This window comes from Pseudomonas fjordensis, from assembly GCF_976987115.1.
In genome coordinates this window covers 6,019,845-6,046,063 of sequence record NZ_OZ336860.1, presented here as the reverse complement: position 1 = coordinate 6,046,063, position 26,219 = coordinate 6,019,845, and the positions used below count along the sequence as shown (strand labels likewise).

General features: G+C 61.9%; 26 protein-coding genes. 17 read left to right on the top strand and 9 right to left on the bottom strand.

Features of this window, described 5'->3' with window-relative positions:
- Positions 1-1,719 carry a C13 family peptidase gene (locus ACWHXD_RS27645; protein WP_032895140.1) on the bottom strand — a complete coding sequence of 573 codons (1,719 nt, stop codon included), beginning with the start codon at positions 1,717-1,719 and terminating at the stop codon, positions 1-3.
- A gap of 196 nt (positions 1,720-1,915) precedes the next feature.
- Complete coding sequence (locus tag ACWHXD_RS27640) at positions 1,916-2,371, bottom strand: MaoC family dehydratase (protein ID WP_003194496.1); 456 nt, start codon at positions 2,369-2,371, stop codon at positions 1,916-1,918.
- Positions 2,372-2,553: 182 nt separating this feature from the next.
- On the opposite strand from ACWHXD_RS27640, the gene ACWHXD_RS27635 reads away from it, so the two are divergent.
- The 4 genes from ACWHXD_RS27635 (at position 2,554) to ACWHXD_RS27620 (ending at position 4,549) form a co-directional block, all read left to right on the top strand.
- Positions 2,554-2,907 (top strand): CidA/LrgA family protein, encoded by a 354-nt coding sequence (locus tag ACWHXD_RS27635; protein WP_003194494.1) that lies wholly within the window; start codon positions 2,554-2,556, stop codon positions 2,905-2,907.
- Positions 2,904-3,620 carry an LrgB family protein gene (locus ACWHXD_RS27630; RefSeq protein WP_032895141.1) on the top strand — a complete coding sequence of 239 codons (717 nt, stop codon included), beginning with the start codon at positions 2,904-2,906 and terminating at the stop codon, positions 3,618-3,620. The genes ACWHXD_RS27635 and ACWHXD_RS27630 overlap by 4 nt, the downstream gene beginning before the upstream one ends.
- Positions 3,621-3,642: 22 nt before the next feature.
- Positions 3,643-4,233 carry an LON peptidase substrate-binding domain-containing protein gene (locus ACWHXD_RS27625; RefSeq protein WP_138761858.1) on the top strand — a complete coding sequence of 197 codons (591 nt, stop codon included), beginning with the start codon at positions 3,643-3,645 and terminating at the stop codon, positions 4,231-4,233.
- 100 nt (positions 4,234-4,333) lie between these two features.
- Positions 4,334-4,549, top strand: coding sequence for a hypothetical protein (locus ACWHXD_RS27620; RefSeq protein ID WP_138761859.1), 216 nt, complete (start codon positions 4,334-4,336; stop codon positions 4,547-4,549).
- On the opposite strand, the gene ACWHXD_RS27615 is transcribed toward ACWHXD_RS27620, so the two are convergent.
- Together ACWHXD_RS27615 and ACWHXD_RS27610 are read right to left on the bottom strand one after the other, a co-directional pair.
- Complete coding sequence (locus ACWHXD_RS27615) at positions 4,543-5,859, bottom strand: bifunctional DedA family/phosphatase PAP2 family protein (protein WP_047711862.1); 1,317 nt, start codon at positions 5,857-5,859, stop codon at positions 4,543-4,545. The two genes, ACWHXD_RS27620 and ACWHXD_RS27615, sit on opposite strands and share 7 nt — an antisense overlap.
- Before the next feature lie 161 nt (positions 5,860-6,020).
- The gene (locus tag ACWHXD_RS27610; protein WP_098950274.1) at positions 6,021-6,704 is read right to left on the bottom strand and encodes a DNA-3-methyladenine glycosylase; all 684 of its coding nucleotides are present in this window, start codon (positions 6,702-6,704) and stop codon (positions 6,021-6,023) included.
- Positions 6,705-6,879: 175 nt separating this feature from the next.
- On the opposite strand from ACWHXD_RS27610, the gene ACWHXD_RS27605 reads away from it, so the two are divergent.
- The 13 genes from ACWHXD_RS27605 (at position 6,880) to ACWHXD_RS27545 (ending at position 19,360) form a co-directional block, all read left to right on the top strand.
- Entirely contained in the window at positions 6,880-8,145 is a 1,266-nt protein-coding gene (locus tag ACWHXD_RS27605; RefSeq protein ID WP_138761860.1) for a glutamate-5-semialdehyde dehydrogenase, read from the top strand.
- Positions 8,145-8,789 (top strand): nicotinate-nucleotide adenylyltransferase, encoded by a 645-nt coding sequence (gene nadD / locus ACWHXD_RS27600; RefSeq protein WP_003194480.1) that lies wholly within the window; start codon positions 8,145-8,147, stop codon positions 8,787-8,789. The genes ACWHXD_RS27605 and nadD overlap by 1 nt, the downstream gene beginning before the upstream one ends.
- A 66-nt stretch (positions 8,790-8,855) precedes the next feature.
- Positions 8,856-9,350: a ribosome silencing factor gene (gene rsfS, locus ACWHXD_RS27595; RefSeq protein ID WP_003176298.1), complete on the top strand. Its 495-nt coding sequence runs from the start codon at positions 8,856-8,858 to the stop codon at positions 9,348-9,350.
- A gap of 9 nt (positions 9,351-9,359) precedes the next feature.
- The gene (gene rlmH / locus ACWHXD_RS27590) at positions 9,360-9,827 is read left to right on the top strand and encodes a 23S rRNA (pseudouridine(1915)-N(3))-methyltransferase RlmH (protein WP_003176297.1); all 468 of its coding nucleotides are present in this window, start codon (positions 9,360-9,362) and stop codon (positions 9,825-9,827) included.
- Positions 9,828-9,842: 15 nt separating this feature from the next.
- On the top strand, positions 9,843-11,741 hold the full coding sequence (gene mrdA, locus ACWHXD_RS27585; RefSeq protein ID WP_003194477.1) for a penicillin-binding protein 2: 1,899 nt from the start codon (positions 9,843-9,845) through the stop codon (positions 11,739-11,741).
- Between the two features lie 31 nt (positions 11,742-11,772).
- Positions 11,773-12,876: a rod shape-determining protein RodA gene (gene rodA / locus ACWHXD_RS27580; RefSeq protein ID WP_044268991.1), complete on the top strand. Its 1,104-nt coding sequence runs from the start codon at positions 11,773-11,775 to the stop codon at positions 12,874-12,876.
- 17 nt (positions 12,877-12,893) lie between these two features.
- A complete protein-coding gene (gene mltB / locus ACWHXD_RS27575; RefSeq protein ID WP_054896188.1) occupies positions 12,894-13,904 on the top strand; it encodes a lytic murein transglycosylase B in 1,011 nt (336 codons plus the stop codon).
- Positions 13,904-14,908 (top strand): septal ring lytic transglycosylase RlpA family protein, encoded by a 1,005-nt coding sequence (locus tag ACWHXD_RS27570; RefSeq protein WP_032895156.1) that lies wholly within the window; start codon positions 13,904-13,906, stop codon positions 14,906-14,908. Before mltB ends, ACWHXD_RS27570 begins: the two co-directional genes overlap by 1 nt.
- A gap of 183 nt (positions 14,909-15,091) precedes the next feature.
- Positions 15,092-16,249, top strand: coding sequence for a D-alanyl-D-alanine carboxypeptidase family protein (locus ACWHXD_RS27565; protein ID WP_003194468.1), 1,158 nt, complete (start codon positions 15,092-15,094; stop codon positions 16,247-16,249).
- Positions 16,250-16,334: 85 nt separating this feature from the next.
- Entirely contained in the window at positions 16,335-16,610 is a 276-nt protein-coding gene (locus ACWHXD_RS27560; RefSeq protein WP_032895158.1) for a DUF493 domain-containing protein, read from the top strand.
- Positions 16,610-17,257, top strand: coding sequence for a lipoyl(octanoyl) transferase LipB (gene lipB, locus ACWHXD_RS27555; RefSeq protein WP_032895159.1), 648 nt, complete (start codon positions 16,610-16,612; stop codon positions 17,255-17,257). The genes ACWHXD_RS27560 and lipB overlap by 1 nt, the downstream gene beginning before the upstream one ends.
- Before the next feature lie 25 nt (positions 17,258-17,282).
- The gene (gene lipA, locus ACWHXD_RS27550) at positions 17,283-18,284 is read left to right on the top strand and encodes a lipoyl synthase (RefSeq protein WP_161794304.1); all 1,002 of its coding nucleotides are present in this window, start codon (positions 17,283-17,285) and stop codon (positions 18,282-18,284) included.
- A 155-nt stretch (positions 18,285-18,439) separates the two neighbouring features.
- Positions 18,440-19,360, top strand: coding sequence for a S66 peptidase family protein (locus ACWHXD_RS27545; protein ID WP_138761863.1), 921 nt, complete (start codon positions 18,440-18,442; stop codon positions 19,358-19,360).
- Between the two features lie 141 nt (positions 19,361-19,501).
- Here ACWHXD_RS27545 and ACWHXD_RS27540 read toward each other — a convergent pair whose 3' ends face one another.
- The 5 genes from ACWHXD_RS27540 to leuS form a co-directional block, all read right to left on the bottom strand.
- Positions 19,502-20,827, bottom strand: a complete 1,326-nt coding sequence (locus tag ACWHXD_RS27540) for a lytic murein transglycosylase (protein WP_044268967.1) — start codon at positions 20,825-20,827, stop codon at positions 19,502-19,504.
- A 61-nt stretch (positions 20,828-20,888) separates the two neighbouring features.
- Positions 20,889-21,053 (bottom strand): alternative ribosome rescue factor ArfA, encoded by a 165-nt coding sequence (gene arfA, locus ACWHXD_RS27535; protein WP_003176285.1) that lies wholly within the window; start codon positions 21,051-21,053, stop codon positions 20,889-20,891.
- A 660-nt stretch (positions 21,054-21,713) separates the two neighbouring features.
- Complete coding sequence (gene holA / locus ACWHXD_RS27530) at positions 21,714-22,751, bottom strand: DNA polymerase III subunit delta (protein WP_032895162.1); 1,038 nt, start codon at positions 22,749-22,751, stop codon at positions 21,714-21,716.
- Positions 22,752-22,790: 39 nt separating this feature from the next.
- The gene (locus ACWHXD_RS27525; RefSeq protein WP_014720078.1) at positions 22,791-23,396 is read right to left on the bottom strand and encodes an LPS-assembly lipoprotein LptE; all 606 of its coding nucleotides are present in this window, start codon (positions 23,394-23,396) and stop codon (positions 22,791-22,793) included.
- A gap of 88 nt (positions 23,397-23,484) precedes the next feature.
- Positions 23,485-26,091 carry a leucine--tRNA ligase gene (leuS, locus tag ACWHXD_RS27520; RefSeq protein ID WP_138761865.1) on the bottom strand — a complete coding sequence of 869 codons (2,607 nt, stop codon included), beginning with the start codon at positions 26,089-26,091 and terminating at the stop codon, positions 23,485-23,487.
- Between the last annotated feature and the right edge of the window lie 128 nt (positions 26,092-26,219).

Here is a 26,219-nt window from a genome sequence, read left to right as displayed (position 1 = left end):
TTAGTTGCCTTTGGCTTCCTTGCTATTCATTGAGACGCTTTCGAGCGCCTTTCGTGCCTGCTGTTTACGTAATAATTGCCAATGAGCGATCACGCCTTTAGGCGCCCAGATCTGCGGTTCGGAGGCTTCGAAGTTGTCCGCCTGTTCGCGTTCGGCCACGTGCAGTTGTGCCAGTTTGAAGGCGTGTTGCAAATCATCCGTTTGGTTGAAGGCTTGTGCGAAAAGGGCATCACCGAAGTAGGTGAAGTCTGCTTCTTCCGAGCAGCCGAACGACACGCGGTCCGCGCGGGAGGCGGTCATGATCAGGGTGCGCTCATCTTTGAGCGCCGGTATGAAACCGCCTGAGTAACAGGCGGAGATCACGATGACCTTGTCACGGTTTTTCAGCGGTGCGAGCACGGCGGCCAGTTCATCGGCGGGCAGGTCGGCCAGTTCCATGCGCGGTTGGTCGAGCACCAGTTCATGCTCATGGGTGCCATGGCTGGTCATGTAAATGAACACCAGGTCTTCGGGCCCGGTCCGTTCGGCCAGGGTTTGCACGGAGCGGCGCAGGCTTTCGCGGGTGGCCAGGGGGCGGTCGGCGATATGGTCGCGGTGGTTGACCAAGCGCACTTGCCCGCGCGCGCCGAAGCGGGTAGCGAGCAGGTTGCTGACGTAATCGGCTTCGCGCAGGAACACGCTTTGTTTGCCGTCACCGGCCAGTACCAGGGTGTACAACTCCACGGCCGGGGTGGACGCGGGCACGGCTGCCAGGGCGTCATCGAGCAAGCGGCCTTGGGCCAGTATGCCGGTCTCCAGTGGGTCGGGCAGCAGCGTGCCCTCGGCGTCGCGCACGCGCAGGCCGTTGACCCAGGTGCCGGACTGCACGGTGCCGTCGGTGAGCACCAGGGTGCCACGGCCTTGATAGTTGTCGCTGTCGAAGCCACCGATATAGAAACTGCCATCGGTGAGGTTCAGACGCCCTTCGCCGGTAAAGCGCCAGTCACTGAACTGGCCGACGTAGTGGCTGCCATCGACGCCGATCAATTCGCCTTTGCCGGTCAGCGCGCCTTCCTTGAACTGGCCGATCCACACATCGCCGTCGGCGTTCTCGTAGCGGCCTTTGCCGTTGAGCTGGTTCTGCTTGAACTGGCCGACATAGATATCGCCTTCGGCGCTATTAAAAGTGCCATTGCCTTCCAGTTGGCCATCGACAAAGCGGCCGCTGAACTGGTTGCCGCTGTCGTCATTGCGCTGGCCTTCGCCATTGGGCTTGCCGTGGGCGAACTGGCCCTGGTACTGGCTGCCGTCGGCCAGTTCCAGGCGGCCCAGGCCTGAGTACTGGTCGTCCTGGAATTCGCCGCGATAGGTCATTTGCCCCTCTTTGAGGGTGCCTTCGCCGTTGCGTCGACCGTTCTTGAAGCCGCCCACGTAGCTGCTGCCCGAAGTGGTCAGGCTGCCCTGGCCGTCAAACAGGCCCTGCTTGAATTCGCCTTTATAGACTTCGCCATTGCTGCCATGCCATTCGCCCTGGCCGTGCCACTGGCCTTTGTCGAACTGGCCGGCGTACCAGCTGCCATTGGGGTAGTCCACGCGGCCTTGGCCTTGCAGCAAACCGTTGACCACATCGCCACGGTAGCGGCCGCCATCGGGCAGGCGCGCATCGGGCGGCAACAGCGATTCGCCGTCTCCGCAAGCGGTGAGCAACAGGGCAAGGGCAAGGGGAGCGAGTGGGCGCATAGCGGGATCCGGATAATTGAGCGCCGAGTATGCCGTAGCCGAGGTGCCGAACCTAGTGGTCTATGCGCAGGATCCATCACCTGTAGGAGCGGGCTTGCCCGCGAAAAACTCACAGGCGCCGCATTTGTTCAGCCAGCACGCGTTATCGATGACGACCTTCGCGAGCAAGCTCGCTCCTACAGTGGGGGTGTGGTGGTTATACGAAGCACAGTGACAGCGACTCGGCAATGTAAGCCGGCTTCTCCTGGCCTTCGATTTCCAGGGTGGCGGTGGCCTTGAACAGCCATTGGCCGGGCTTCTTCTCGGTGACGTCAGTGAGGGTGACGTTCAGGCGCACCTTGGAATTCACTTTCACCGGCTGGATAAAGCGCACGCTGTCCAGGCCGTAGTTGACGGCCATCTTCAAGCCTTCGGGCATGATCAGGATGTCTTCCATCAGCTTGGGCATCAGCGACAGCGACAGAAACCCGTGGGCGATGGTGCTGCCGAACGGGGTTTGCGCCGCCTTGACCGGGTCGACGTGGATGAACTGATGATCGCCGGTGGCTTCTGCGAACAGGTTGATACGCGCCTGGTCGATGGTGAGCCATTCGGAACGTCCCAGTTCCTTGCCGACGTAATCTTTGAGCTGCGCTACGGGTACATAGGGCATTGCGTCTCTCCTTGGTTCATCATTTTTGCCCATCGGTAACGGGCGTTTTTATCGGTGACAGAGAACCAATGTAGATCATCATGGGCAATCAGCCCGGTCAACCCAAGATGCTTTTGGCGAATGCCGGAGCATAGGGCGGGCATGCTTATAATGCACGCGAGCGTTGAGGGGGAGAGAGCGGGATGCTGTTACGTGGCCTGACCTGGCTGGTGCTGTTTCAATTGATCGGCACCGCGATCAATCATTTGCTGGTGCCGGTGTTGCCGGGGCCGATCATCGGCTTGTTGCTGATGCTGGGCTTTCTGGTCTGGCGCGGTGAAGTCGGCGAGCCCCTGAGCCTGGCGGCCGGCAGCCTGTTGCGTTACCTGCCACTGCTGCTGGTGCCGCCGGCCGTGGGGGTGATGGTGTACGCCAAGGACATCGTGGCGGATTTCTGGGCCATCGTCGGGGCGTTGGTGTTGTCGCTGGTGATCGCCATGGGCTTTGTCGGTGTGCTGATGCAGCAGATGGTCAAGCGCAAGGAGAAGGACCAATGATCCTCGACTGGCAGGGCGCCTGGACGGCGGTCATTCATCACCCGCTGTTCGGTATCGGTATCACCCTGGGCGCTTATCAATTGGTGCTGGCGGGGTTCGAGAAAACCCGCTGGATCTTCCTGCAGCCGGTGCTGGTGTCGATGTTGCTGGTGATTGGCGTGCTGCTCACCTGCGGCCTGAGCTACGCCGAATACCGTAAGAGCACCGAGATCATGGGCATCCTGCTGGGGCCTGCGACCGTGGCCCTGGCGGTGCCGCTTTATCTGAACCTGCGACGGATTCGCCAATTGTTCTGGCCGATTTTTACTACGCTGGTGGTAGGCGGGGTGTTGGCCACCGGCCTTTGTGTGGCGTTGGGGTGGTGGTTTGGTGCCGAACACAGAGTGCTGATGACCATGGCGCCCAAGTCGGTGACCTCGCCGATTGCCATGCTGGTGGCCGAGCAGATCGGCGGCGTGGCGGCCTTGGCAGCGGTGTTTGTGTTGATCACTGGGGTGGTCGGCGCGATGATCGGCCCAGCGCTCTTGACGCGCCTGGGTGTACGCAGCCCCGAAGCGCGCGGCATGGCTTTGGGCATGACCGCCCACGCCGTCGGCACCTCGGTGGCCTTGCAGGAAAGCGAAGAATGCGGCGCCTTCGCGGCGCTGGCCATGAGTTTGATGGGCGTGGCCACGGCGGTGTTCCTGCCGTTGGCGGTGTCGGTCATTGTTTAACCCAGGTTTTAAGGAAACCGTTATGAGTCTGGCGCTATTCCCCCTCAACACTGTGCTGTTCCCGGGTTGCACCCTCGACTTGCAGATATTCGAGGCGCGCTACCTGGACATGATCGGCCGTTGCATGAAAAAGGGCGAAGGCTTTGGTGTGGTGTGCATCCTGGATGGCTCAGAGGTGGGCATGGCCCCTGACGGTTATGCGCTTGTCGGCTGTGAAGCGCTGATTCGTGACTTCAAACAGCAGGACAACGGCCTGCTGGGCATTCGCGTCGAAGGGGGGCGTCGTTTCCGCGTGCATGAGAGCGACGTACAGAAAGACCAATTGCTGGTGGCCGACGTGCAATGGTTGCAAGAGTTGCCGGACCCGCCACTGGGCGAAGAAGACGCCGACTTGCTGGCGTTGCTTGAGGCCCTGGCCGAGCACCCGATGGTGGCTTCGCTGGACATGGGCGGTGACGTCGAAGGCCAGCAAGCCCTGGGCAACCGGTTGGCCTATCTGCTGCCGTTTACCGAGGCCGACAAGATCGACTTGCTGCAACTGGACGACCCACAGCAACGCTTGGATGCGATCCAAATGTTGCTCGATGAACTGCAGGGCGAACTGTTCACCTGAGGTTCGGATTTGCCTGACAGAGCTTTCAGACTTTGCTCGGTCGTCTCCACTGCGTCGCCTGCACTATTTTCCGATCACACAACAATGATCGGAGATAACCATGATTCGGCTGACACCCTCGGAACAAGTCGCGTGGGACGCTTATTTCGTCAGCGTGACCACGCATTTACTCCAGCAGCAAGCCTCGCGGGGCGCGGAGTACATCGCCGAGCGCGCCGCCGAAGTGGCCGATGAGATGCTGCTGGAGCGCCGCGAACGTTGCGTTGAACGGCGCAGCGCCTCCGTGGACTGGATCGGCCCGGCCAAGGGTCAGTAGGCGTACCTGAGCAGGGCGTGGGGCGTGCCGGTAAAGGCGATAAAACCGAGCACAGCCACCACGGCGGGCAGCACCAGCCACCAGGCTTTTTGCGACATGGCTGGTAATGGGCTGCGGTACTGGATGGCCGTCAGGCTGAACGCACACACGGTCATCGCCAGCAAGGTGCCGGCCAGGATGTCCGTGGGCCAATGAGCCCCCAGGTACACCCGCGACAAGGCAATGAACGCCGCGGGAATGCAGCCCAGCAGCATCCAGGTCAGGCGCAGCCGCGTGGGTTGGCCGCGACCGGCCAATACCGCGAGCGCCAGGAAGAAGGCAAAGGCACCGGAGGCATGACCGCTGGGCATGCTGAAGCTGGTCAGCGGGTCGGTGAGGATTTCCGGGCGGCCACGGGCAAAGAACAGCTTGGTGCCGGTGTTGATCACTGCCGCGCCGGCGAGGGTGGCGCCGACAAACACGGCATGGCGCCATTGCCGCGCCAACAGCAACAGGCCAGTGAACACGGCGCTGGCGAAAAACATCTTCTTGAACTCGCCCAGTTGGGTGACCCGCACCATCACTTCGTCCAGCCACGGGCTGCGATGTTCCTGCACCAGTGCACTCAGGCCCTGGTCGAAGTCATTGAGATGGGGGTAGCCGATAAACAGCGCGATCAACAACACCAGGCTGGCGCAACCGATCCACAAGGTGGCGCGCCGATGCCCACGCCAACTGCTGTTCAAACTCAGCCCCAGCAGCACCGCGAGGCACGCCGCGATAATCGCCGCTTCCGGCCAGAAACCTTCCGGCAACGGCAGGCGGAACGCGGCGCCGGCGGCCCAGCCCGGCAGCAGATAGGCCACGGTCCAGCCCGCTGCGGCAATGATGCTCACGGCGGCGAAGCGCGGGAAGGGCATGTCGCACATACCCGCGACCATGGGCAGCATGGGACGCAATGGCCCGATGAAACGCCCGACCAACAGGCTGGCAATCCCGTACTTGTGGAAGTAGGTTTCTGCGCCGTTCATCCATTCAGGATGCTGGCGCAGGCCGGGCAGGCGCCGGATGTTCTGATGGAAATGGCGGCCCAGGTAATAGGAAACGCCGTCGCCCAACAAGCCGCCGAGGAAGCCCAGCAGCAGGGTTTCACTCAACGACAGCGCGCCGCTGCCGGCCAGCGCGGCGATTGCAAACAGCAACACCGTGCCTGGCACGATCAGCCCGGCAATCGCCAGGCACTCCACGCACGCGACGATAAACACCGCCGCTGCCAGCCATTGTGGGTTGAGGGTCAACCAGCCGGTGATGCTATCGAGCCATTGGCCCATACAATCCACTCCATGCATACATATTCAAAAACACTGAAGATCCAATTGTGGGAGCGGGCTTGCTCGCGAATGCGGTGTGTCAGATACAGATTCCTACACTGACACACCTCATTCGCGAGCAAGCCCGCTCCCACATTGGAGCCGCTGTGTTGCGGATATCATCAAATCAAAAAATAATCCCGGCCTTCGACCTGCCCCCGACGCAGCGGGTTCCGCGTGCAATAAGGCGCATAGCCAGCATCGACGAAGCGGTACATCAAGTGCTCATCGCGCCCGCTGGGGATGCCCAGGCGCGTGGTCTGGATAATCTGCGTGGGCACCTGGCCCACGTCTTCGACGTACAGCAGTTCCTGGTCGAAGCGCTTGGCATCCCACATCGGCACTTTCAGGCCCAGTGCCTTGCACAGCAGCGTCTGGCCCGCACACAGCTTTTGCGAGGGGCGTGGGCTGCCGTCGGGGTTGGGGTTGTTCAACAGCATCTGCGCCAGGCTCGCCGCGCCGGAAATGTCATCGACCCAGGGATAGGCCGATTTGATCAGCACGGCATTGCCCGGGCCGTGGGCGCTGAAGTTCAGCGAATCACCGCCACGGGCGTAGTACATGTAGATATGGCCACCATCCAGAAACAAAGCCTTACGCTTTTCTGTGTAGCCGAGTGAGGCGTGGCTGCCTTTTTCGGCCACGTAATAGGCTTCGGTTTCAATAATTCGCGCCGAAAGCCAGAGATCGCCCACTCGATGGCGAATGACTTTTCCGAGTAATTGGCGCGCAAGCAGTTGCGCGTCGCGGTCGAAGAAGCTATCGGGCAGGGGGCTGGCGGGGAGTTGGGGCGAAAAGTCGGGCATGGCGGTCAAGGGTTGATACGGCTAAATGTGACCGAATCATAACAACTCTCACCTTAATTACGCCTGAACCTGGGGTTTTTACAGTTCATTTCGACCATCCGCCCCTCACCGCTGTCAGTCGGGCGGCGTCACAGCTATAATCTGCCGCTTTCCTCTTTGCCAAGACTCCCTGACCATGACTGAGTCCGTTCTTGACTACATGACCCGCCTGGGTCGCGCTGCCCGGCAGGCCTCGCGGTTGATCGCCCGTGCGAGCACTGCGCAGAAGAACCGTGCGCTGCTGGCGGCTGCCGATGCTCTGGATGCTTCGCGCTCCGAGCTGACTGCCGCCAACGAGCTGGACCTGGCCAATGGGCGCGCTAATGGCCTGGAGCCAGCCCTGCTGGACCGCCTGGCGCTGACCCCGGCGCGTATCGACGACATGATCGAAGGCTTGCGTCAGGTAGCCAAGCTGCCTGACCCCATCGGTGAAATTCGCGACATGCGTTACCTGCCGTCCGGCATTCAGGTAGGCAAGATGCGCGTGCCCCTGGGCGTGATCGGCATCATCTATGAGTCGCGCCCGAACGTGACCATCGACGCCGCGAGCCTGTGCCTGAAGTCGGGCAACGCCACCATCCTGCGTGGCGGCTCCGAGGCGATCAATTCCAACCGCGCCATCGCCGGCTGCATCCAGCAGGGCCTGGCCGTGGCCGAGTTACCGGCCGAAGTGGTGCAAGTGGTGGAAACCACCGACCGTGCCGCCGTGGGCGCGCTGATCACCATGCCGGAATTCGTCGACGTGATCGTACCGCGAGGTGGCAAGAGCCTGATCGAGCGCGTCAGCCGCGATGCCAAGGTGCCCGTTATCAAGCACCTGGACGGCGTCTGCCATGTGTTCATCGACATCGCCGCCGACCTCGACAAGGCGATTCGCATCGCCGACAACGCCAAGACCCACCGCTACGCGCCGTGCAACACCATGGAAACCCTGCTGGTGCACGCCGGCATTGCCGAGCGCGTGCTGCCGCCGCTGGCTGCCATCTACCGTGACAAGTCGGTAGAACTGCGTGGTTGCGAGCGCACCCGGGCGTTGCTGGGCGCGGACGTCATCGAGGCGACCGAGCAGGACTGGTACACCGAGTACACGGCCCCGATCCTGTCGATCCGCATCGTCGACGATCTGGACCAGGCCATCGAACACATCAATACCTATGGCTCCAAGCACACCGACGCCATCGTTTCCGAGCATTTCAGCGATGCCCGGCGTTTCCTCAACGAAGTGGATTCCGCTTCGGTGATGGTCAACGCCTCGACGCGTTTTGCCGACGGCTTCGAGTATGGCCTTGGGGCGGAGATCGGTATTTCCACTGACAAGCTCCACGCACGCGGCCCGGTGGGCCTCGAAGGGCTGACCAGTGAGAAGTACGTGGTGTTTGGCGACGGTCATGTGCGCACTTGATGACTAAACGCATCGGGCTGCTCGGCGGTACTTTCGACCCCGTGCACATCGGCCATTTGCGCAGTGCCCTGGAAGTTGCGGATGCCCTTGCGCTGGATGAGCTGCGCCTGCTGCCCAATTTCCGGCCGCCCCATCGCGACACGCCGCAGGTGGCCGCCGAGCAACGCCTGGAAATGGTGCGTGTTGCCGTAGAAGGTATATCGCCGCTGGTGGTGGACGATCGCGAACTCAAGCGCGATAAACCGTCCTACACTATCGACACCCTGGAGCTGATGCGCGCCGAATTGGCCGCAGATGACCCACTGTTTCTGCTTTTGGGCTGGGACGCATTTTGCGGCCTGCCCTCTTGGCACCGCTGGGAGGAACTCCTCCAGCATTGCCACATCCTGGTTTTGCAACGCCCGGATGCCGACAGCGAACCGCCGGATGCCTTGCGCAACCTACTGGCCGCGCGGTCGGTAAGTGACCCCTTGGCCCTGACCGGGCCGAACGGGAATATTGCATTCGTCTGGCAGACCCCGCTTGCGGTGTCCGCCACCCAGATCCGTCAACTGCTGGCCAGCGGGAAGTCGGTACGTTTCCTGGTGCCTGACGCGGTCCTGGCCTACATCGATGCGCACGGGCTTTACCGTGCGTCGAACTGAAAAGGCGCGCTTGAACGCACGAACCGTGCAGCAAGCGCCCGAACATACGAGCAAAACGAGTTTTATATGACGAACAAAGACGTAAGCAAAGTTAAGCGCAAAGGCACCTTCAAAAGCGCGCCGCTGCCGGTTGAAGCCCACGTTGGCCCGGAACTGGCTGGCGAAGAGCTGGTGAAAGTCGCCGTGGCTGCCCTGGAAGACGTTAAAGCCCAGGACATCCAGGTGCTGGACGTGCGCGACAAGCAGAGCATCACCGACTTCATGATCATCGCCACCGGTACCTCCAACCGCCAGATCGGCGCGATGCTGGACAAGGTTCGCGAAGCCGTCAAAGCCCAGGGCGTCAAGCCACTGGGTGAAGAAGGCAAGGGCGACAGCGACTGGGTGCTGTTGGACATGGACGATGTGATCGTTCACATGATGACCTCCAACGCTCGCCAGTTCTACGACCTGGAGCGTCTGTGGAAAGGCGCCGAGCAGAGCCGTGCTGCCGATGGCAAGCACCACAGCCCGGAAGTAGGCCACGCGCACTTCGACAAGCTCAACAAAGACCAGGAATAAGGAACGGCTGTGCGCCTGCGTCTGATCGCTGTTGGTTCACGCATGCCCAAGTGGGTGGAAGAAGGCTGGCACGAATATGCCAAGCGTCTGCCCGCTGAGCTGTCGCTTGAGCTGGTGGAAATACCGCTCAATACCCGGGGCAAGAACGCCGACGTGGCGCGCTTTATCCGTCAGGAAGGCGAAGCCATGCTGGCCAAGGTCGGCCCCAATGAGCGCATCGTCACCCTTGAAGTGCACGGCAAGCCCTGGAGCACCGAGCAACTGGCGGTGGAACTGGATCGCTGGCGCCTGGATTCGCGCACGGTCAATTTCATGGTCGGCGGCCCCGAAGGGCTGGCGCCGGAAGTCTGTGCGCGGGCCGATCAGCGCTGGTCGCTGTCGGCGCTGACGTTGCCGCACCCGTTGGTAAGGATTCTGATCGGTGAACAGCTGTATCGCGCCTGGACAGTTCTGTCCGGGCACCCTTACCACAAATAGTCTGCGCCGCCCCCGATGACCCAGCCGATCCGCATCAAGGACCACGAGAAAGACGCACGTCTGGTACGCGCGCGGGTGGTGTTCGGTGCTGTTTTGGTGGTGGTGCTGATGTGCGTGCTGATTGCGCGGCTGTATTTCCTCCAGGTGATCCAGTACGACTATCACTCCACGCTGTCGGAAAACAACCGGGTGCATGTGCAGCCGATTCCCCCGACCCGTGGGCTGATCTTCGACCGCAATGGCGTAGTGGTTGCCGATAACCGGCCCAGCTTCAGCCTGAGCATGACCCGTGAGCGTTCCGGCGACTGGAAGCAGGTGCTCGATGTCATCGTCGAGGTGCTGCAACTGACGCCGGAAGACCGGGTGGTCTTCGAGAAACGCATGCGGCAGGGGCGCCGGCCGTTCGAGCCGGTGCCGATTCTGTTCGAGCTGACCGAAGAGCAGATCGCCCGCATTGCGGTGAACCAGTTCCGCCTGCCGGGTGTGGAAGTGGTGGCGCAGTTGGTGCGGCATTACCCGCAAGGGCCGCACTTTGCCCACTCGGTTGGCTACATGGGGCGGATCAACGAGAAAGAGCTGAAAACCCTCGATCCGATCAACTACAGCGGCACCCACCATATTGGCAAAACCGGCATCGAGCGCTTCTATGAGGCTGAGCTGCATGGCCAGGTGGGTAACGAAGAAGTCGAGACCAATGCGCGTGGCCGCGTATTGCGCGTGCTCAAGCGCACCGATCCGGTGCCGGGCAAGGACATTGTCCTGAGCCTGGACATCAAGTTGCAGGAAGCTGCCGAAATGGCCCTGGGCGGTCGGCGGGGTGCCGTAGTGGCGCTGGACCCGAAAACCGGCGAAGTGCTGGCGATGGTCAGCCAGCCCAGCTTCGACCCCAACCCGTTCGTGACCGGTATCAGCTTCAAGGCCTACGCCGAGCTGCGTGATTCCATCGACCGGCCACTGTTCAACCGTGTGTTGCGCGGCCTGTACCCGCCGGGCTCGACCATCAAGCCGGCGGTAGCGATTGCCGGCCTGGATGCTGGCGTGGTCACGGCTTCAAGCCGGGTGTACGACCCAGGCTATTACATGCTGCCCAACTACGACCACAAGTACCGTAACTGGAACCGCTCCGGTGACGGCTATGTCGACCTGGATACCGCAATCATGCGCTCCAACGACACCTATTTTTACGACCTGGCCCACAAGCTGGGGATTGATCGGCTGTCTGCCTACATGGGTAAGTTCGGCCTCGGTCAGAAAGTCTCCCTGGACATGTTCGAAGAGTCCCCCGGCCTGATGCCGTCGCGGGAGTGGAAGCGTGCGACCCGCCGCCAGGCGTGGTTCCCCGGCGAAACCCTGATCCTGGGTATCGGCCAGGGCTATATGCAGGCCACACCGCTGCAACTGGCCCAGGCCACGGCGCTGGTGGCGAACAAAGGCGTGTGGAACCGACCGCACCTGGCTCGGACCATCGAAGGCGAAAAACCGGTGGACGACAATCCGATTCCGGACATCGTGCTGCGTGACCCGTCCGACTGGGCCAAGGTCAACCACGGCATGCAGCAGGTGATGCACGGTGCTCGTGGTACCGCACGCAAGGCGGCAATCGGCGCGCAGTACCGCATTGCCGGCAAGAGTGGTACGGCCCAGGTGGTCGCGATCAAGCAGGGCGAAAAGTATGACCGTTCCAAGGTGCAGGAGCGCCACCGCGACCACGCCTTGTTTGTCGGCTTTGCTCCGGCGGAAGACCCGAAAATCGTGGTGGCCGTAATGGTCGAGAACGGCGAGTCCGGCTCCGGCGTCGCGGCCCCCGTGGTACGCCAGGTGATGGATGCCTGGCTGCTGGCCGACGATGGCCGGCTCAAGCCCGAGTATGGCGGCCCCCCTTCAAGCCCCGAGGTTACGGCCCGTGAAGAGTAATTTTGACCGCATCCTCTCCAGTGAAGATGTGATGCGTCGCCGTGCGACGTTGCTGCAACGCATGCACATTGATGGCCCCTTGCTGATCCTGCTGCTGACGCTGGCAGCCGGCAGCCTGTTCGTGCTGTATTCGGCCAGCGGCAAGAACTGGGACTTGCTGATCAAGCAGGCGTCCTCGTTTGGCCTGGGCCTGCTGTCGATGGTGGTGATCGCCCAACTGGAGCCGCGCTTCATGGCGCGCTGGGTGCCCTTGGGCTATGTCGCCGGCGTGTTGCTGCTGGTGGTGGTGGACGTTATGGGCCACAACGCCATGGGCGCCACACGCTGGATCAACATCCCCGGGGTGATTCGCTTCCAGCCGTCGGAATTCATGAAGATCCTGATGCCGGCCACCATTGCCTGGTACCTGTCCAAGCGCACCTTGCCGCCGCAGCTCAAACACGTGGCGATCAGCCTGATCCTGATCGGCGTGCCTTTCGTGCTGATTGTGCGCCAGCCGGATCTGGGCACCTCGTTGCTGATCCTCGCCGGTGGCGCGTTCGTGCTGTTCATGGGCGGATTGCGCTGGCGCTGGATCCTCAGCGTGCTGGCCGCCGCCGTGCCCGTGGCCGTGGCCATGTGGTTCTTCTTTATGCACGACTACCAGAAGCAACGGATCCTGACGTTCCTCGACCCGGAGAGCGACCCGTTGGGCACCGGCTGGAACATCATCCAGTCCAAGGCGGCCATTGGTTCCGGCGGAGTATTTGGCAAGGGCTGGCTGCTGGGCACCCAGTCCCACCTGGACTTCTTGCCCGAGAGCCATACCGACTTCATCATCGCAGTGATGGGCGAAGAGTTCGGCCTGGTGGGCATTTGCGCGTTGTTGCTGATCTATCTGCTGTTGATTGGTCGCGGCCTGGTGATCACGGCCCAGGCGCAGACGCTGTTCGGCAAATTGCTCGCCGGCAGCCTGACCATGACTTTTTTTGTTTACGTTTTCGTCAACATCGGTATGGTCAGTGGCCTGCTGCCGGTGGTTGGGGTGCCGTTGCCATTCATTAGCTACGGCGGAACTTCGCTGGTGACATTGCTGTCAGCGTTTGGTGTTTTGATGTCGATTCATACGCATCGCAAGTGGATCGCACAGGTTTGAATAAGGTGAAGATGTCAATGCAAGTAATGCGCGGCTGGGCGACTCGGCATGCGACCTGGATGGGCCTGATCGGGCTGCTGGGGGCAACGCAAGAGGCGCAGGCCGGTGACTACGATGGCTCTCCCCAGGTTGCCGAATTTGTCGGTGAGCTGACCCGCGACTACGGTTTTGCCGGTGAGCAACTGATGGGCGTGTTCCGCGAAGCCCAGAAAAAGCAGGCGATCCTCGACGCTATCTCCCGGCCCGCCGAACGCGTAAAGCAGTGGAAGGACTATCGCCCGATGTTCCTCACTGATGCGCGCATCGCCCGGGGCGTGGATTTCTGGCGTCAGCACGAGGCAGTCCTGGCCCGCGCCGAGCAGGAGTACGGCGTGCCGGCCCAGGTGATCGTCTCGATCATCGGCATCGAAACCTTTTACGGGCGCAACACCGGCAGCTATCGGGTGATCGACGCCTTGTCGACCCTGGGCTTCGATTACCCGCCCCGCGCTGAGTTCTTCCGCAAGGAACTGCGCGAATTCCTGTTGCTGGCCCGCGAAGAGCAGGTCGACCCGTTGAGCCTCAAGGGCTCCTACGCCGGGGCGATGGGCTTGCCGCAGTTCATGCCGAGCAGCTTTCGCGCCTATGCGGTGGATTTCGACGGTGACGGGCACATCAATATCTGGAGCAACCCTGACGATGCCATCGGCAGCGTGGCCAGCTACTTCAAGCGTCACGGGTGGGTGGCCGGCGAGCCGGTGGTTATCCGCGCCGATGTCACGGGCGAGCGCGCCGACGAGGGCCTGACCCAAGGTATCGAACCGGTCAAGACCGTTGGGGAGTTGCGAGCGCTGGGCTGGTCGAGTCAGAATGCGCCACGCGATGACATGCCGGTGACGGCATTCCGCCTGGAAGGCGCAAATGGCCCTGAATACTGGATGGGCCTGAAGAATTTCTACGCAATCACGCGTTATAACCGCAGTGTGATGTACGCCATGGCCGTGCATCAGCTGTCAGATGAGCTGGTTCAAGCACGGGGCAACAAGTAATGCGGGTATCGCCGTTCAAAAAACCGCTCAAGCTGGTGGCGTTCGCCGCGTTGTCCTTGTTGGTAGCCAGTTGTTCCACCACCCCTAACCGTGCGCCGGCCAAGAAAGCGGGCGGTGCGGTGGTCCGCGCCCAGCCGGGCCTGGACATCAACCGCGCGCACAAAGACGGCGCGCCGTGGTGGGATGTGGATGTGTCGAAGATCCCGGACGCCACGCCGACCCTGCACACCGGCCCGTACAAGGCCAACCCCTATACCGTGCTGGGCAAGAATTACTTCCCGCTACAGGAATCCAAAACCTACGTGCAGTCGGGCACCGCGTCCTGGTACGGCACCAAGTTCCATGGCCAGAACACCGCCAACGGCGAAGTGTATGACCTGTATGGCATGAGCGCGGCGCACAAGACCCTGCCGCTGCCCAGCTATGTGCGCGTGACCAACCTGGACAACAACCGCACCGTGATCCTGCGGGTCAATGACCGTGGGCCGTTCTATTCGGACCGCATCATCGACTTGTCCTACGCGGCCGCCAAGAAACTCGGTTATGCCGAAACCGGCACCGCACGGGTCAAAGTCGAAGGCATCGACCCGGCGCAGTATTGGGCCCAGCGTGGCAAACCCGCGCCGTTGATGCTCAACGAACCGCCAACCCCGCAACCGCAAGTGACGGCATCCACCGGCAAGATCGAGCAATGGACGCCGCCACCGGCGCAGCATGCGCCTGATACCGTGGTGGTACCTCACGCGGCAGCGGGCGCTTCCATGGCCGGTGGGCAATACTTGCAGGTCGGCGCTTTCGCCAACCCGGATGCGGCAGAACTGTTAAGGTCCAAGCTCAGCGGCATGGTCAGCGCGCCGGTCTTCATCAGCTCCATCGTGCGTAACCAGCAAACCTTGCACCGTGTACGCATGGGCCCGATCGGCTCGCCAAGCGAAGTGGCGCAAGTGCAGAACAGCGTGCGCCTGGCCAACCTGGGGCAACCCAGCGTGGTCACCGCAGAATAAGCAGTAACGGTTTGATGGCTCAGGCGCGCCTGCGCGCCTGAACCCTGGTTGTTGGCTCGTTGAACAATAAAAACCCAGGGGCAAGGGGTGAGCGGGCAACCGAACACGTGACAGTCTGGAAGCGGGCTGTCTGAATAGTTTTGCCCGCGAGGGCAAGTTTCCATAAGCAATTTCGAGAGACGGATGAACATCACCACCTTAGCCAAACGTACGTGCCTGCTTATCTCGCTGATCATCACCCCAGCCGCCTGGGCGGTTGAGATGGTGCCGGCCTCCCCGCAACTGGCCGCCAAGTCCTGGGTCCTCATGGACGCCGCCAGTGGCAACGTGCTGGTCGAAAACGGTGGTGACGTGCGCCTGCCGCCTGCCAGCCTGACCAAGTTGATGACCGCTTACATCGCGACCCTGGAAATCCGTCGCGGCCAGATCGGCGAAAACGACCCGGTGACCGTCAGCGAAAACGCCTGGCGTACCGGTGGTTCGCGGATGTTCATCAAGGTGGGTTCGCAAGTCACCGTGAGCGACCTGCTGCACGGCATCATCATCCAGTCCGGTAACGACGCCAGCGTCGCTCTGGCCGAGCACATCGCCGGCAGCGAAGACGCCTTCGCCGACATGATGAACAAAACCGCCGGCGAGCTGGGCATGACCAACAGCCACTTCATGAACCCGACCGGCCTGCCAAACCCAGAGCACTATTCGTCGGCTCACGACATGGCGATCCTGGCGCGCGCGATCATCCGCGTAGACCCGGTGCACTACGCGATCTACTCCCAGAAGGAGTTCTTCTGGAACAACATCAAGCAGCCTAACCGCAACCTGTTGCTGTGGCGCGACAAGACCGTCGATGGCCTGAAAACCGGCCACACCGACGAAGCCGGCTACTGCATGGTGTCGTCTGCCGTACGTGATGGCCAGCGCCTGATCGCCGTGGTATTCGGCACCAATAGCGAGCAGGCCCGTGCGGCCGAGACGCAAAAACTGCTGACTTACGGCTTCCGCTTCTTCGAAACCCAGACCTTCTACCAGAAGGGTGCTGAACTGGCGACCGCGCCGGTGTGGAAGGGCGCGACTTCGCAAGTCAAGGCCGGCCTGGCCGACGACCTGACCCTGACCATGCCTAAAGGCCAGCTCAAAAAGCTCGCCGCCAGCATGACCCTGAACCCGCAATTGGTTGCGCCAATCGCCAAGGGTGATGTGATCGGTAAGGTTGAAGTCAAGCTGGACGACAAGGTGGTGCACAGCGCCGACCTGATCGCGCTGGACGCTGTCGAGGAAGGTGGTATCTTCCGCCGCGTATGGGATAGCATCCGTCTATTCTTCTACGGCTTGTTCAACTGATTGTGTGCACCTGCAAAGCCCCGCGTTGATCCAACGCGGGGCTTTGCCCGTCGCCACGGCTTAGCGCTTACGAGGCTGTTCTGCCATGACCGATAAAGAAGTAAAGGCGCCAAAGATTGAATTCCCGGTGGTGGACTATCCCATCAAGGTAATCAGCGATACTGGTGTCGGCCGTAAAGACCTGATTCTCGGGATCGTGCGCAAACACGCGACGATCAACGATCAGCGTGTGGATGAGCGATCAAGCTCTACCGGCAAATACACCACGATCCAGTTGCACATCGTTGCGACCGGTCAAGACCAGCTCTACGACATCAACAGCGAACTGCGGGCCACCGGCTTCGTGCACATGGTGCTGTGATGTCGCAAACCCTGGGCTTTCGCGAGCTCGGCCGGATGGCCTATGAGCCGGTCTGGCATGCCATGCAGCGCTTTACCAATGAGCGCGGCACCTCGGCCCCGGATGAGATCTGGCTGGTGGAACACCCGCCGGTCTTCACCCAGGGCCAGGCCGGCAAGGCCGAGCACTTGCTGCTGCCGGGTGATATTCCGGTGGTGCAGGTCGACCGAGGTGGCCAAGTGACTTACCATGGGCCCGGTCAACTGGTGGCTTACCTGCTGCTGGACGTGCGCAAGCTGGGGTTTGGCGTGCGCGACCTGGTCAGCCGCATGGAGACGTGCCTGATCGAGCTGTTGGCCAGTTACGGCGTGACCGCCGTGGCCAAGCCCGATGCGCCAGGTGTGTACGTGGATGGCGCGAAAATCGCCTCCCTGGGGCTGCGCATTCGCCACGGTTGTTCCTTTCATGGCCTGGCCTTGAATGTGGACATGGACCTGGCGCCGTTCCGGCGCATCAACCCGTGCGGTTACGCCGGGCTTGCGATGACCCAGTTGAGTGACCATGCAACATCCATTGAATTTGCCGAGGTAAGTGCCCGGCTGCGCGCGCAGCTCGTCAAACACCTCGACTATGCAGAGCAGACGACCCTGACGGGCGGAATCGATTGATATGACTACTGATGTTGTGCAAACCATGATCCCGACGCTGGACATCACTGAGCGTCCAGCCCCGGCCCCGCGTGCCAAGGTGGAAGCCGGCGTCAAGCTGCGCGGCGCCGAGAAGGTTGCACGCATCCCGGTCAAGATCATCCCGACCACGGAACTGCCGAAGAAACCTGACTGGATTCGCGTGCGCATCCCGGTTTCGCCGGAAGTCGACCGTATCAAGTCGCTGCTGCGCAAACACAAGTTGCACAGCGTCTGCGAAGAAGCGTCCTGCCCGAACCTGGGCGAGTGCTTCTCCGGCGGTACCGCCACCTTCATGATCATGGGTGACATCTGCACCCGTCGTTGCCCGTTCTGCGACGTGGGCCACGGCCGTCCGAAGCCGCTGGACGTCAACGAGCCAGAAAGCCTGGCCATCGCCATCGCCGACCTGAAGCTCAAGTACGTGGTGATCACCTCGGTGGACCGCGACGACCTGCGTGACGGCGGTGCCCAGCACTTTGCCGACTGCATCCGCGAGATCCGCAAGCTGTCGCCGAACGTGATGCTCGAAACCCTGGTGCCGGACTACCGTGGCCGCATGGACGTCGCCCTGGAAATCACCGCTGCCGAGCCGCCGGATGTGTTCAACCACAACCTGGAAACCGTGCCGCGCCTGTACAAGGCTGCGCGCCCGGGTTCGGACTACCAGTGGTCGCTGACCCTGCTGCAGAAATTCAAGCAGATGATGCCGCACATTCCGACCAAGTCCGGCTTGATGCTGGGCCTGGGTGAGACCGACGAAGAAGTCATCGAAGTCATGAAGCGCATGCGCGAGCACGACATCGACATGCTGACCCTGGGCCAGTACCTGCAACCGTCCCGCAGCCACTTGCCGGTGCAGCGCTTCGTGCACCCGGACACCTTCGCCTGGTTCGCCGAGGAAGGCTACAAGATGGGCTTCAAGAACGTGGCCTCGGGCCCGTTGGTGCGGTCTTCGTACCACGCCGATGAGCAGGCCAAGCTGGTCAAGGCGAGCCTGGTTTCGTAAACAGCACCGCAAAATCGGCGTGCAAATGCTGGCCTGTGTGGGAGCTGGCTTGCCTGCGATAGCATCACCTCGGTGTCACTGATACACCGAGGCGCTTGCATCGCAGGCAAGCCAGCTCCCACATTTCGTTCTGCGTCATATTGGGAGAACCATGGATGAGTGCCGCCGTACCTGCACTGCCCCCCGAAGGCACCCTCGGCCTGATCGCCCCCGCCGGCCCCGCCGAGCTGGATGTTGAAAAAGCCAGGCAATGGATGCGTGCCCGTGGCTACGACCTGCACATTTTCCCGGGTGTGCACGAGCGCGACGGCTACCTGGCCGGTAGCGATGAAGTGCGCCTGCGGGATTTGCATGCCGCGTTCGCCAACCCCGACATCGATGCCATCCTTTGCCTGCGGGGCGGCTATGGCACGCCCCGTTTGCTGGATGCCGTGGACTTCGACCTGCTACGCGCCAACCCCAAGCCGTTCGTGGGCTACAGCGATATCACCGCCTTACACCTGGCGATCAACCGCTACGCGGGCTTTGTGACGTTCCACGGCCCGATGCTCAATGCCGACCTGCTCGGCGGCAAACAGCCGCCCACCGAATCCTCCTTGTTCAGCCTGCTGCGTGGCCAACGGGGCGCCGGCAGTGTGCTGCCGCACCCGATGGCCTACCCGCTGACCACCATCGAGCCAGGTGTGGCCTGTGGGCGCTTGCTGGGCGGTAACTTGTCGATGATTGCCGCAGTCATGGGCACGCCGTACGAAATAGACGCCGATGGCATCATTCTGTTTATTGAAGACGTCAACGAACCGCTCTATCGCATCGACCGATTGCTGACTCACCTGCGGTTGGCGGGCAAGCTGGCTCAAGTTGCCGGTGTGCTTGTAGGGGATGTGGCGGGTGTGGATAACCTGGCGCTGGCGCGTCTGTTGAAGCAGACCTTTGCGCCGCTGTGCATTCCAGTGCTGGCGGGCTGGCGCAGTGGGCATTGCGACCCGAACCTGACATTGCCGATGGGCGCCTTGGTGCGCCTGGATGCGGGGGAGCAGCGGGTGGTGTTGGAGCAGGATGTAGTCTTCAAGGCTTGATCGTTCCCACGCTCTGCGTTGATCGTTCCCACGCTCTGCGTGGGAATGCCTCCAGTGACGCTCTGCGTCACCCTCTCCAGCCGCGGACGCGGAGCGTCCAAGGCCGCGCTCCCACGCAGAGAGTGGGAGCGATACAACGATCTATTGGCTCTGCAGCGACTCCAGCAACTTCACCGTCGGATACCCATCCGCCGGCCAGCCCAGCGCCTGCTGCGCCGCCCGAATCGCCTTGCGCGTGTTGGCACCAATAATCCCGTCGGCATTACCCGCGTCGTAGCCCTTGGCGCTGAGCGCCGTCTGCAGGTCAATGCGTTGCGAGCGGCTCAATGGCAGCTCATCTTTTGGCCAACTGCCCCGAATCACACCGCCACCGCCAAATCGCTCCGACAGCAGGCCAACCGCCAGTGCATAGGACGACGAATTGTTGTACTTGAGGATCGCGCGGAAGTTATCCAGCACCAGGAACGCCGGGCCGCGGTAGCCAGCCGGCAGCAGCAGGGCAGCGGACAGCTGGTCGACATTCGCCGGCAGGCTCACGCCAGGCGGCAGTTGGATGCCCAGTTGCAGCCATTGCGCCACGGTCTTGCGCACGCCGCCATCGGCCAGGCTGTAGTCGAAGCCCGACGGCAGCGGCTGCACTTCAACGCCCCATGGCTGGCCTTTTTGCCAGCCGGAGCTTTGCAGGTAGTGCGCGGTAGAGGCGAGGGCATCGCCTGGGCTGTTCCAGATATCGCGGCGACCGTCACCGTCGAAGTCCACGGCGTGGGTGTTGTAGGTGGTCGGGATGAACTGGGTCTGGCCCATCGCCCCGGCCCAGGAGCCTTTCATCTGGTCAGCCTGGATATCGCCATGCTGGATGATCTGCAGCGCCGCCAGCAGCTGCGCCTGGGCAAAGGCCGGGCGACGGCCTTCGTAAGCCAGGGTGGCCAGGGAACGGATCACCGAGTTATTGCCCTGGAACTGGCCAAAGTTGCTTTCCATGCCCCACACCGAGACCAGCGCCTGGCGGTCAACGCCATAGCGCTCTTCGATGCGCTGCAGGATATCGGCGTACTTGACCAGCAACGCCTGGCCATTGCGCACGCGCAGCGGCGACAGGGCGCCCTCGATGTATTCCCACACCGGGCGGGAAAACTCTGGCTGGCTGCGGTCGGCACGAATCACCGCCATATCGGGGGTGACGCCGGCAAAGGCGTTATCGAACACCGCGGGTGTAATCCCGGCTTGCAGGGCTTGTGCACGGAAGCCAGCCTGCCACTCGGCAAAGGTCTGGGTGGGTTGGATATCGAGATTGTCCACTGCCAATGGGGCCACCACGGCGGGCGCGATAGCCGGGGCCGTCTGGAGCTTGGGCAGGGGTTGAGCGTCCGCAGCCGTGGGCTTTTCGGCGCAGGCGACGAGCAGAATGAGGCTGGAGGCAGCGATCAATTGGCGTAGGTGCCAACGACGGGAAAGACTAGAGGGCATGCACAGGTCCAGGGATTACCAATCAGGTACAGACCTTATCATGCCAGAGGGGCGCTTGCCTTCAGGCAGCCAGAAAGTAAGAAGCCTCCCAGCTATTAGACTGGAAGGCTTCGCGGCGGTAGCTGCCTTTGCCTTTGCCGGCGCGTTCCTGGCGGCTGCGGAACAAGGGCTGGGCGATGATGGATTTGGCCTTGTTGGGGCCATGCTTGGATGGCTTTTTGCTCATGGTGGGTTCTCTCGCTTGGGGTGGAATGTGGCGGTGCAAATCATCTGCCGAAGTGGGCTGGCTGTAAAGCCCGGCGATAGTGGGAAATGTCGCAAATAAGTGGTGGGCAGAGTCCATGTGGGGGCTTGCTCCCGCGACGGCCTGACAGCCGACACTTATCTACCTGCCGCCCCAGGATCCCAATGTGGGAGCTGGCTTGCCTGCGATGGCGGCCTGGCAGTCAACACAGTTGGATGGTGTGCATATCCATTGCTGCGGTAACGGCCGCTTAGGGTTCCGCCCTGACGGCGGCTCACTTTTGAAAAGCGCAAAAGTAAGCAAAACGCTCTTGCCCCACCACTCGGCACCTCGCTTGGGCTCGGTGTGCCCGTAATCCGCCAGTGATTTGAGGGGCCGCCGCCACGCGCCATCCATGGCGCGGGGCGGCTAAACCGGCATCCCTGCCGGTTTACCCCCCAAATCCCTGTCGAATTCCGGCCAGCGTGGTTTAACGGGGCGCCTGAGATCAAAAGCAGATCAAGATCAAGAGCGGCTCGCTTCGCATCGTGGTTACTGTTGAGCGCTACAGAGCTGTGTCAGGAGCAAATGGGCCAGCTGGCCCACCGCCATCGCAGGCAAGCCAGCTCCCACAGGGTTTTGTGGGGTGGTACAGAGGGGGGGTTACTCGGCAGGCAATGCCAGGCGCTGGCCGGCCATCAGCAGCGACAGACGGCTCAGGCTCATCCATGGCGAGCCGGCTGCCTGGCCTTTGATTTGTGCGTCGATGCGCTGCGCTTCCAGCAGCAGTTGCGCCCAGCGTTGCGCCGAGTGCCGTTGCAGGGCTTTGCTCATCAGGGGTTTGCGCTTGTCCCACACCGGTGGCCGGGCCTGGCTGAAGCATTTGTCCAGCGGGGTGCCCTGGCTGTATTGCAGGGCAATGTTCGCCAGCACGCGCAACTCACGGGCCAGGGCCCACAGGATCACCGGTGGTTCCACCCCTTCGCCGCGCAGGCCTTCGAGCATGCGCAGGGCGTGGGCGGGCTCGCCGTTGAGGATGGCGTCCACCAGGCCGAACACATCAAAGCGCGCGCTATCGGCCACTGCGCCTTGCACGGTTTCGACGGTGATCTGCCCGTCTTCAGCCATCAACTTGAGCTTTTCGATCTCCTGGGCGGCGGCAAGCAGGTTGCCTTCGACCCGAGCGGCGATCAGCTCCACGGCGTCCTGTGTTGCCGCCAGGCCTGATTGGGACAGGCGCTGGCGAATCCACTGCGGCAACTGGTTGCTGTCCACCGGCCAGATCTGGATAAACTGAGTCTGTGGACCTTCGACCAGGGCCTTGCCCCACTTGGTTTTCTGCGCGCTGCCGTCGAGCTTGGGCAGGCTGATCAGCAACACGGTGTCTTCGGCAGGGCGCGAGCAGTATTCCATCAAGGCCGCCGCGCCTTTATCGCCCGGCTTGCCCGAGGGCAGGCGCAGTTCCAGCAGGCGTTTTTCGGCAAACAGCGACATGCTCGCGCCAGCTTGCAGCAGCGTGCCCCAGTCGAAACTGGCGTCGGCGCTGAACACCTGGCGTTCATCGAAGCCCTGTTGGCGTGCGGCGGTGCGGATAGCGTCGGCCGCTTCCTGGCACAACAACGGGTCATCGCCGCTGACGATGTACACAGGCGCAAGGCCACCTTGCAGGTGTTTGGCGAGTTGGGCGGGGGCAAGTTTCATAGGCGGGGCGAACGGGGCGCCAGGGGCGCCCCGTCTGGCTTACTCGACAGGGACTTCAACAGGCGACTGTTTCGGCGTGTTGTCTTCATATTCCTGCGCAGCTTTCAGGGCGTCGGCGTCAGCCTTGGCCTTGTTGTCGGCCACTTGCTGCAGCTCAGCCAGTTTTTCCGGGGTGAGCATTTGCAGGCGAGTCATCATGCGCTGGATCAGCTCACGACGCATTTCCTTGCGCACCTGGATGGTCTCGGAGTCCGAACCCACGAGGTTGTTGCCGTCGTGGCTCACCACTTTCTGCACCTGGATCTTATCACCCATCAGCGGCAACTGATCACGGCCTTGTATTTCGAACATCAGCGCCGTGTTCAGCTCGACGTCGGACGCACGGCCAGCACTGGCGTAGCTGATATTGCGTTGGGTTTCGCGCTCATCCGTCAGGATCAGTTTGTAGGTCGCGCCGTTGTACACGTGCACACCGCTGTTTTCCAGGGTCTGGCGCAGCTGGGTGACGGTTTCGCCGTAGGCGTTGCGGGCGCTGACGTCGAGTTCCTTGAGCGACAGCTCATTGGTGCCGGTGCCGCGCAGCTGGAAGCCGCAAGCGCTCAACAGCACGGCAAGGCCCATAACCAGCAGATTGCGTTTGATCATTTTGTTGCTCCCCTTGAAACCAGGTGGGCCTTCTCGGGCCCTAAAGGTTTAGTTCGGCGCGGGGCCCAAGCCCCGCGCCCGATCCGATTTAGCTGGCGACGATATTGACCAGTTTGCCGGGCACCACGATCACCTTGCGGATGGTCAGGCCTTCGGTAAAGCGCAGCACGTTCTCATTGATACGTGCAGCCGCTTCAACCTCTTCACGGCTGGCGCTGGCCGGCATGTCGATCTGGCCACGCAGTTTACCGTTAACCTGGATGACCAGTTGCAGCGTGTCCTGCACCAGGGCGCTGTCATCTTGCACCGGCCAGGCGGCATCAATGACGGCACCGCTGTGGCCCAGGCGGCTCCACAGTTCATGGCTGATGTGCGGCGTGATCGGCGCGAGCAACAGGGTAACTGTTTCCAGGCCTTCCTGGATCAGCGCACGGTCTTGTTCGGTCGCCTGCGGGGCTTTTTCCAGCACGTTCATCAGCGTCATCACCTGGGCGATGGCGGTGTTGAATTTGTGGTTCTGCCCAACGTCCTGGCTGGCCTGGCGGATAGCCAGGTGGATGCTGCGACGCACGGCTTTCTGCTCGTCGTTCAAGGCGCCGAGGTCCAGCTTGCCCGGCAGGCCCTGGCTGACATGGGCGTGGGCCAGGCGCCAGACGCGCTTGAGGAAACGGTGCGAGCCTTCGACACCCGAGTCGGACCATTCGGCGCTCATGTCAGGCGGCGAGGCGAACATCATGAACAGGCGGCAGGTGTCGGCGCCGAACTGATCGATCATCGACTGTGGGTCGACGCCGTTGTTCTTGGACTTGGCCATCTTCTCGGTGCCACCGATTTCCACTGGCAGGCCGTCGGCTTTCAACTTGGCGCTGATGACCTTGGCTTTGCTGTCACGCTCAAGCTCGACATCCGCCGGGTTGAACCAGGTGTAGGCGCCATTGGCTTCGCGACGATAGTAAGTATCTGCGATCACCATGCCCTGGGTCAGCAGGTTCTTGAACGGCTCATCGGAGCTCACCAGGCCTTCGTCACGCATCAGCTTGTGGAAGAAGCGCGCGTACAGCAGGTGGAGGATGGCGTGTTCGATGCCACCGATGTACTGATCCACCGGCAACCAATGGTCGGCTGCGGATTTCTCCACCAGGCCACCTTCATAGTGCGGCGAGGCATAACGAGCGTAGTACCACGAGGACTCCACGAAGGTGTCCATGGTGTCGGTTTCACGCTTGGCCGGTGCGCCGCATTTAGGGCAACTGCACTCGTAGAACTCAGGCATGCGTGCCAACGGCGAGCCAGCGCCATCCGGCACTACGTCTTCTGGCAGCACGACCGGCAGTTGGTCTTCTGGCACCGGCACGTCACCACAGGTTTGGCAGTGGATGATCGGGATCGGGCAGCCCCAGTAGCGCTGGCGGCTGATGCCCCAGTCGCGCAGGCGGAACTGGGTGCGCGAGGCGCCGAGGTTTTTCTTGATCAGGGCCACTTCCATGGCGTCGAACGCGCCCTGGAAATCCAGGCCGTCGAATTCGCCGGAGTTGATCAGCGTGCCGTGCTCGCCGTAGGCGTCTTGCCACGGAGCGGAGTTGGTGTCACCCGAGCTGGTGCGCACGACCGACTTGATCGGCAGGTTGTACTTGGTGGCGAATTCAAAATCGCGCTCGTCGTGGGCCGGCACCGCCATGACGGCGCCATCGCCGTAGTGCATCAATACGTAGTTGGCGACCCAAACCGGCAGTTTCTCGCCGGTCAGCGGGTGCTCGACGAACAGGCCGGTTGGCAGGCCCTTTTTCTCCTGGGTGGCGACGTCGGCTTCGGCCACGCTGCCGCCTTTGCATTCGGCGATGAACGCCTGCAGCTCAGGGTTGTTCTGTGCGGCCTGGGTGGCCAGCGGGTGTTCGGCGGCCACGGCGACGTAGGTCGCGCCCATCAGGGTATCGGGGCGGGTGGTGAACACCTTGAGTGCGCCCGCTTCGCCGATGGAGTCGACGTTGTACGGGAACTGCACTTCCATGCCCTTGGATTTGCCGATCCAGTTGCGCTGCATGGTCTTGACCTGTTCAGGCCAGCCGGGCAGATCGTCGAGGCTCGACAACAGTTCATCCGCGTAGGCGGTGATCTTGAAGTAGTACATCGGGATTTCGCGCTTTTCGATCAGCGCGCCGGAACGCCAGCCGCGACCGTCGATGACCTGTTCGTTGGCCAGTACGGTCTGGTCGATCGGGTCCCAGTTCACGGTGCCGCTTTTTTTGTAGATCACGCCTTTTTCGAACAGGCGAGTGAACAGCCATTGTTCCCAGCGGTAGTAATCGGGCTTGCAGGTGGTGACCTCGCGGGACCAGTCCACCGCCAGGCCCAGGCTGCGCAGCTGTGTCTTCATGTAGGCGATGTTTTCGTAGGTCCACTTGGCGGGCGCCACGTTGTTTTTCATCGCGGCGTTTTCTGCCGGCATGCCGAAGGCGTCCCAACCCATGGGTTGCAACACGTTCTTGCCGAGCATGCGCTGGTAGCGCGAAATCACGTCGCCGATGGTGTAGTTGCGCACGTGCCCCATGTGTAGCTTGCCGCTGGGGTAAGGGAACATCGATAGGCAGTAGTACGTCTCCTTGCCTGGCTGTTCACTGACTTCAAAGGACTTTTGCTCGTCCCAGAAGGTTTGGGCGGCATTTTCTATTTCACGGGGCTGATATTGTTCGTGCATGGCTACTTTTGAACTGGATAGGGGTGGCCTAATCCTCTTCGGTGCACTGTCCGGGTTGTTCGACACCAAGAAGCGGCGCGTCCGTGCCCAAACCCTGCGGGAAGTGGAGTTACAGGAAGCGCCGTAGC

Bases quoted from the DNA above. Each gene is read 5' to 3' on its own strand.
- ACWHXD_RS27645 (WP_032895140.1), bottom strand. From the start codon at position 1,719: ATGCGCCCACTCGCTCCCCTTGCCCTTGCCCTGTTGCTCACCGCTTGC.
- ACWHXD_RS27640 (WP_003194496.1), bottom strand. From the start codon at position 2,371: ATGCCCTATGTACCCGTAGCGCAGCTCAAAGATTACGTCGGCAAGGAA.
- ACWHXD_RS27635 (WP_003194494.1), top strand. From the start codon at position 2,554: ATGCTGTTACGTGGCCTGACCTGGCTGGTGCTGTTTCAATTGATCGGC.
- ACWHXD_RS27630 (WP_032895141.1), top strand. From the start codon at position 2,904: ATGATCCTCGACTGGCAGGGCGCCTGGACGGCGGTCATTCATCACCCG.
- ACWHXD_RS27625 (WP_138761858.1), top strand. From the start codon at position 3,643: ATGAGTCTGGCGCTATTCCCCCTCAACACTGTGCTGTTCCCGGGTTGC.
- ACWHXD_RS27620 (WP_138761859.1), top strand. From the start codon at position 4,334: ATGATTCGGCTGACACCCTCGGAACAAGTCGCGTGGGACGCTTATTTC.
- ACWHXD_RS27615 (WP_047711862.1), bottom strand. From the start codon at position 5,859: ATGGGCCAATGGCTCGATAGCATCACCGGCTGGTTGACCCTCAACCCA.
- ACWHXD_RS27610 (WP_098950274.1), bottom strand. From the start codon at position 6,704: ATGCCCGACTTTTCGCCCCAACTCCCCGCCAGCCCCCTGCCCGATAGC.
- ACWHXD_RS27605 (WP_138761860.1), top strand. From the start codon at position 6,880: ATGACTGAGTCCGTTCTTGACTACATGACCCGCCTGGGTCGCGCTGCC.
- nadD (WP_003194480.1), top strand. From the start codon at position 8,145: ATGACTAAACGCATCGGGCTGCTCGGCGGTACTTTCGACCCCGTGCAC.
- rsfS (WP_003176298.1), top strand. From the start codon at position 8,856: ATGACGAACAAAGACGTAAGCAAAGTTAAGCGCAAAGGCACCTTCAAA.
- mrdA (WP_003194477.1), top strand. From the start codon at position 9,843: ATGACCCAGCCGATCCGCATCAAGGACCACGAGAAAGACGCACGTCTG.
- rodA (WP_044268991.1), top strand. From the start codon at position 11,773: ATGCGTCGCCGTGCGACGTTGCTGCAACGCATGCACATTGATGGCCCC.
- mltB (WP_054896188.1), top strand. From the start codon at position 12,894: ATGCAAGTAATGCGCGGCTGGGCGACTCGGCATGCGACCTGGATGGGC.
- ACWHXD_RS27570 (WP_032895156.1), top strand. From the start codon at position 13,904: ATGCGGGTATCGCCGTTCAAAAAACCGCTCAAGCTGGTGGCGTTCGCC.
- ACWHXD_RS27565 (WP_003194468.1), top strand. From the start codon at position 15,092: ATGAACATCACCACCTTAGCCAAACGTACGTGCCTGCTTATCTCGCTG.
- ACWHXD_RS27560 (WP_032895158.1), top strand. From the start codon at position 16,335: ATGACCGATAAAGAAGTAAAGGCGCCAAAGATTGAATTCCCGGTGGTG.
- lipB (WP_032895159.1), top strand. From the start codon at position 16,610: ATGTCGCAAACCCTGGGCTTTCGCGAGCTCGGCCGGATGGCCTATGAG.
- lipA (WP_161794304.1), top strand. From the start codon at position 17,283: ATGATCCCGACGCTGGACATCACTGAGCGTCCAGCCCCGGCCCCGCGT.
- ACWHXD_RS27545 (WP_138761863.1), top strand. From the start codon at position 18,440: ATGAGTGCCGCCGTACCTGCACTGCCCCCCGAAGGCACCCTCGGCCTG.
- ACWHXD_RS27540 (WP_044268967.1), bottom strand. From the start codon at position 20,827: ATGCCCTCTAGTCTTTCCCGTCGTTGGCACCTACGCCAATTGATCGCT.
- arfA (WP_003176285.1), bottom strand. From the start codon at position 21,053: ATGAGCAAAAAGCCATCCAAGCATGGCCCCAACAAGGCCAAATCCATC.
- holA (WP_032895162.1), bottom strand. From the start codon at position 22,751: ATGAAACTTGCCCCCGCCCAACTCGCCAAACACCTGCAAGGTGGCCTT.
- ACWHXD_RS27525 (WP_014720078.1), bottom strand. From the start codon at position 23,396: ATGATCAAACGCAATCTGCTGGTTATGGGCCTTGCCGTGCTGTTGAGC.
- leuS (WP_138761865.1), bottom strand. From the start codon at position 26,091: ATGCACGAACAATATCAGCCCCGTGAAATAGAAAATGCCGCCCAAACC.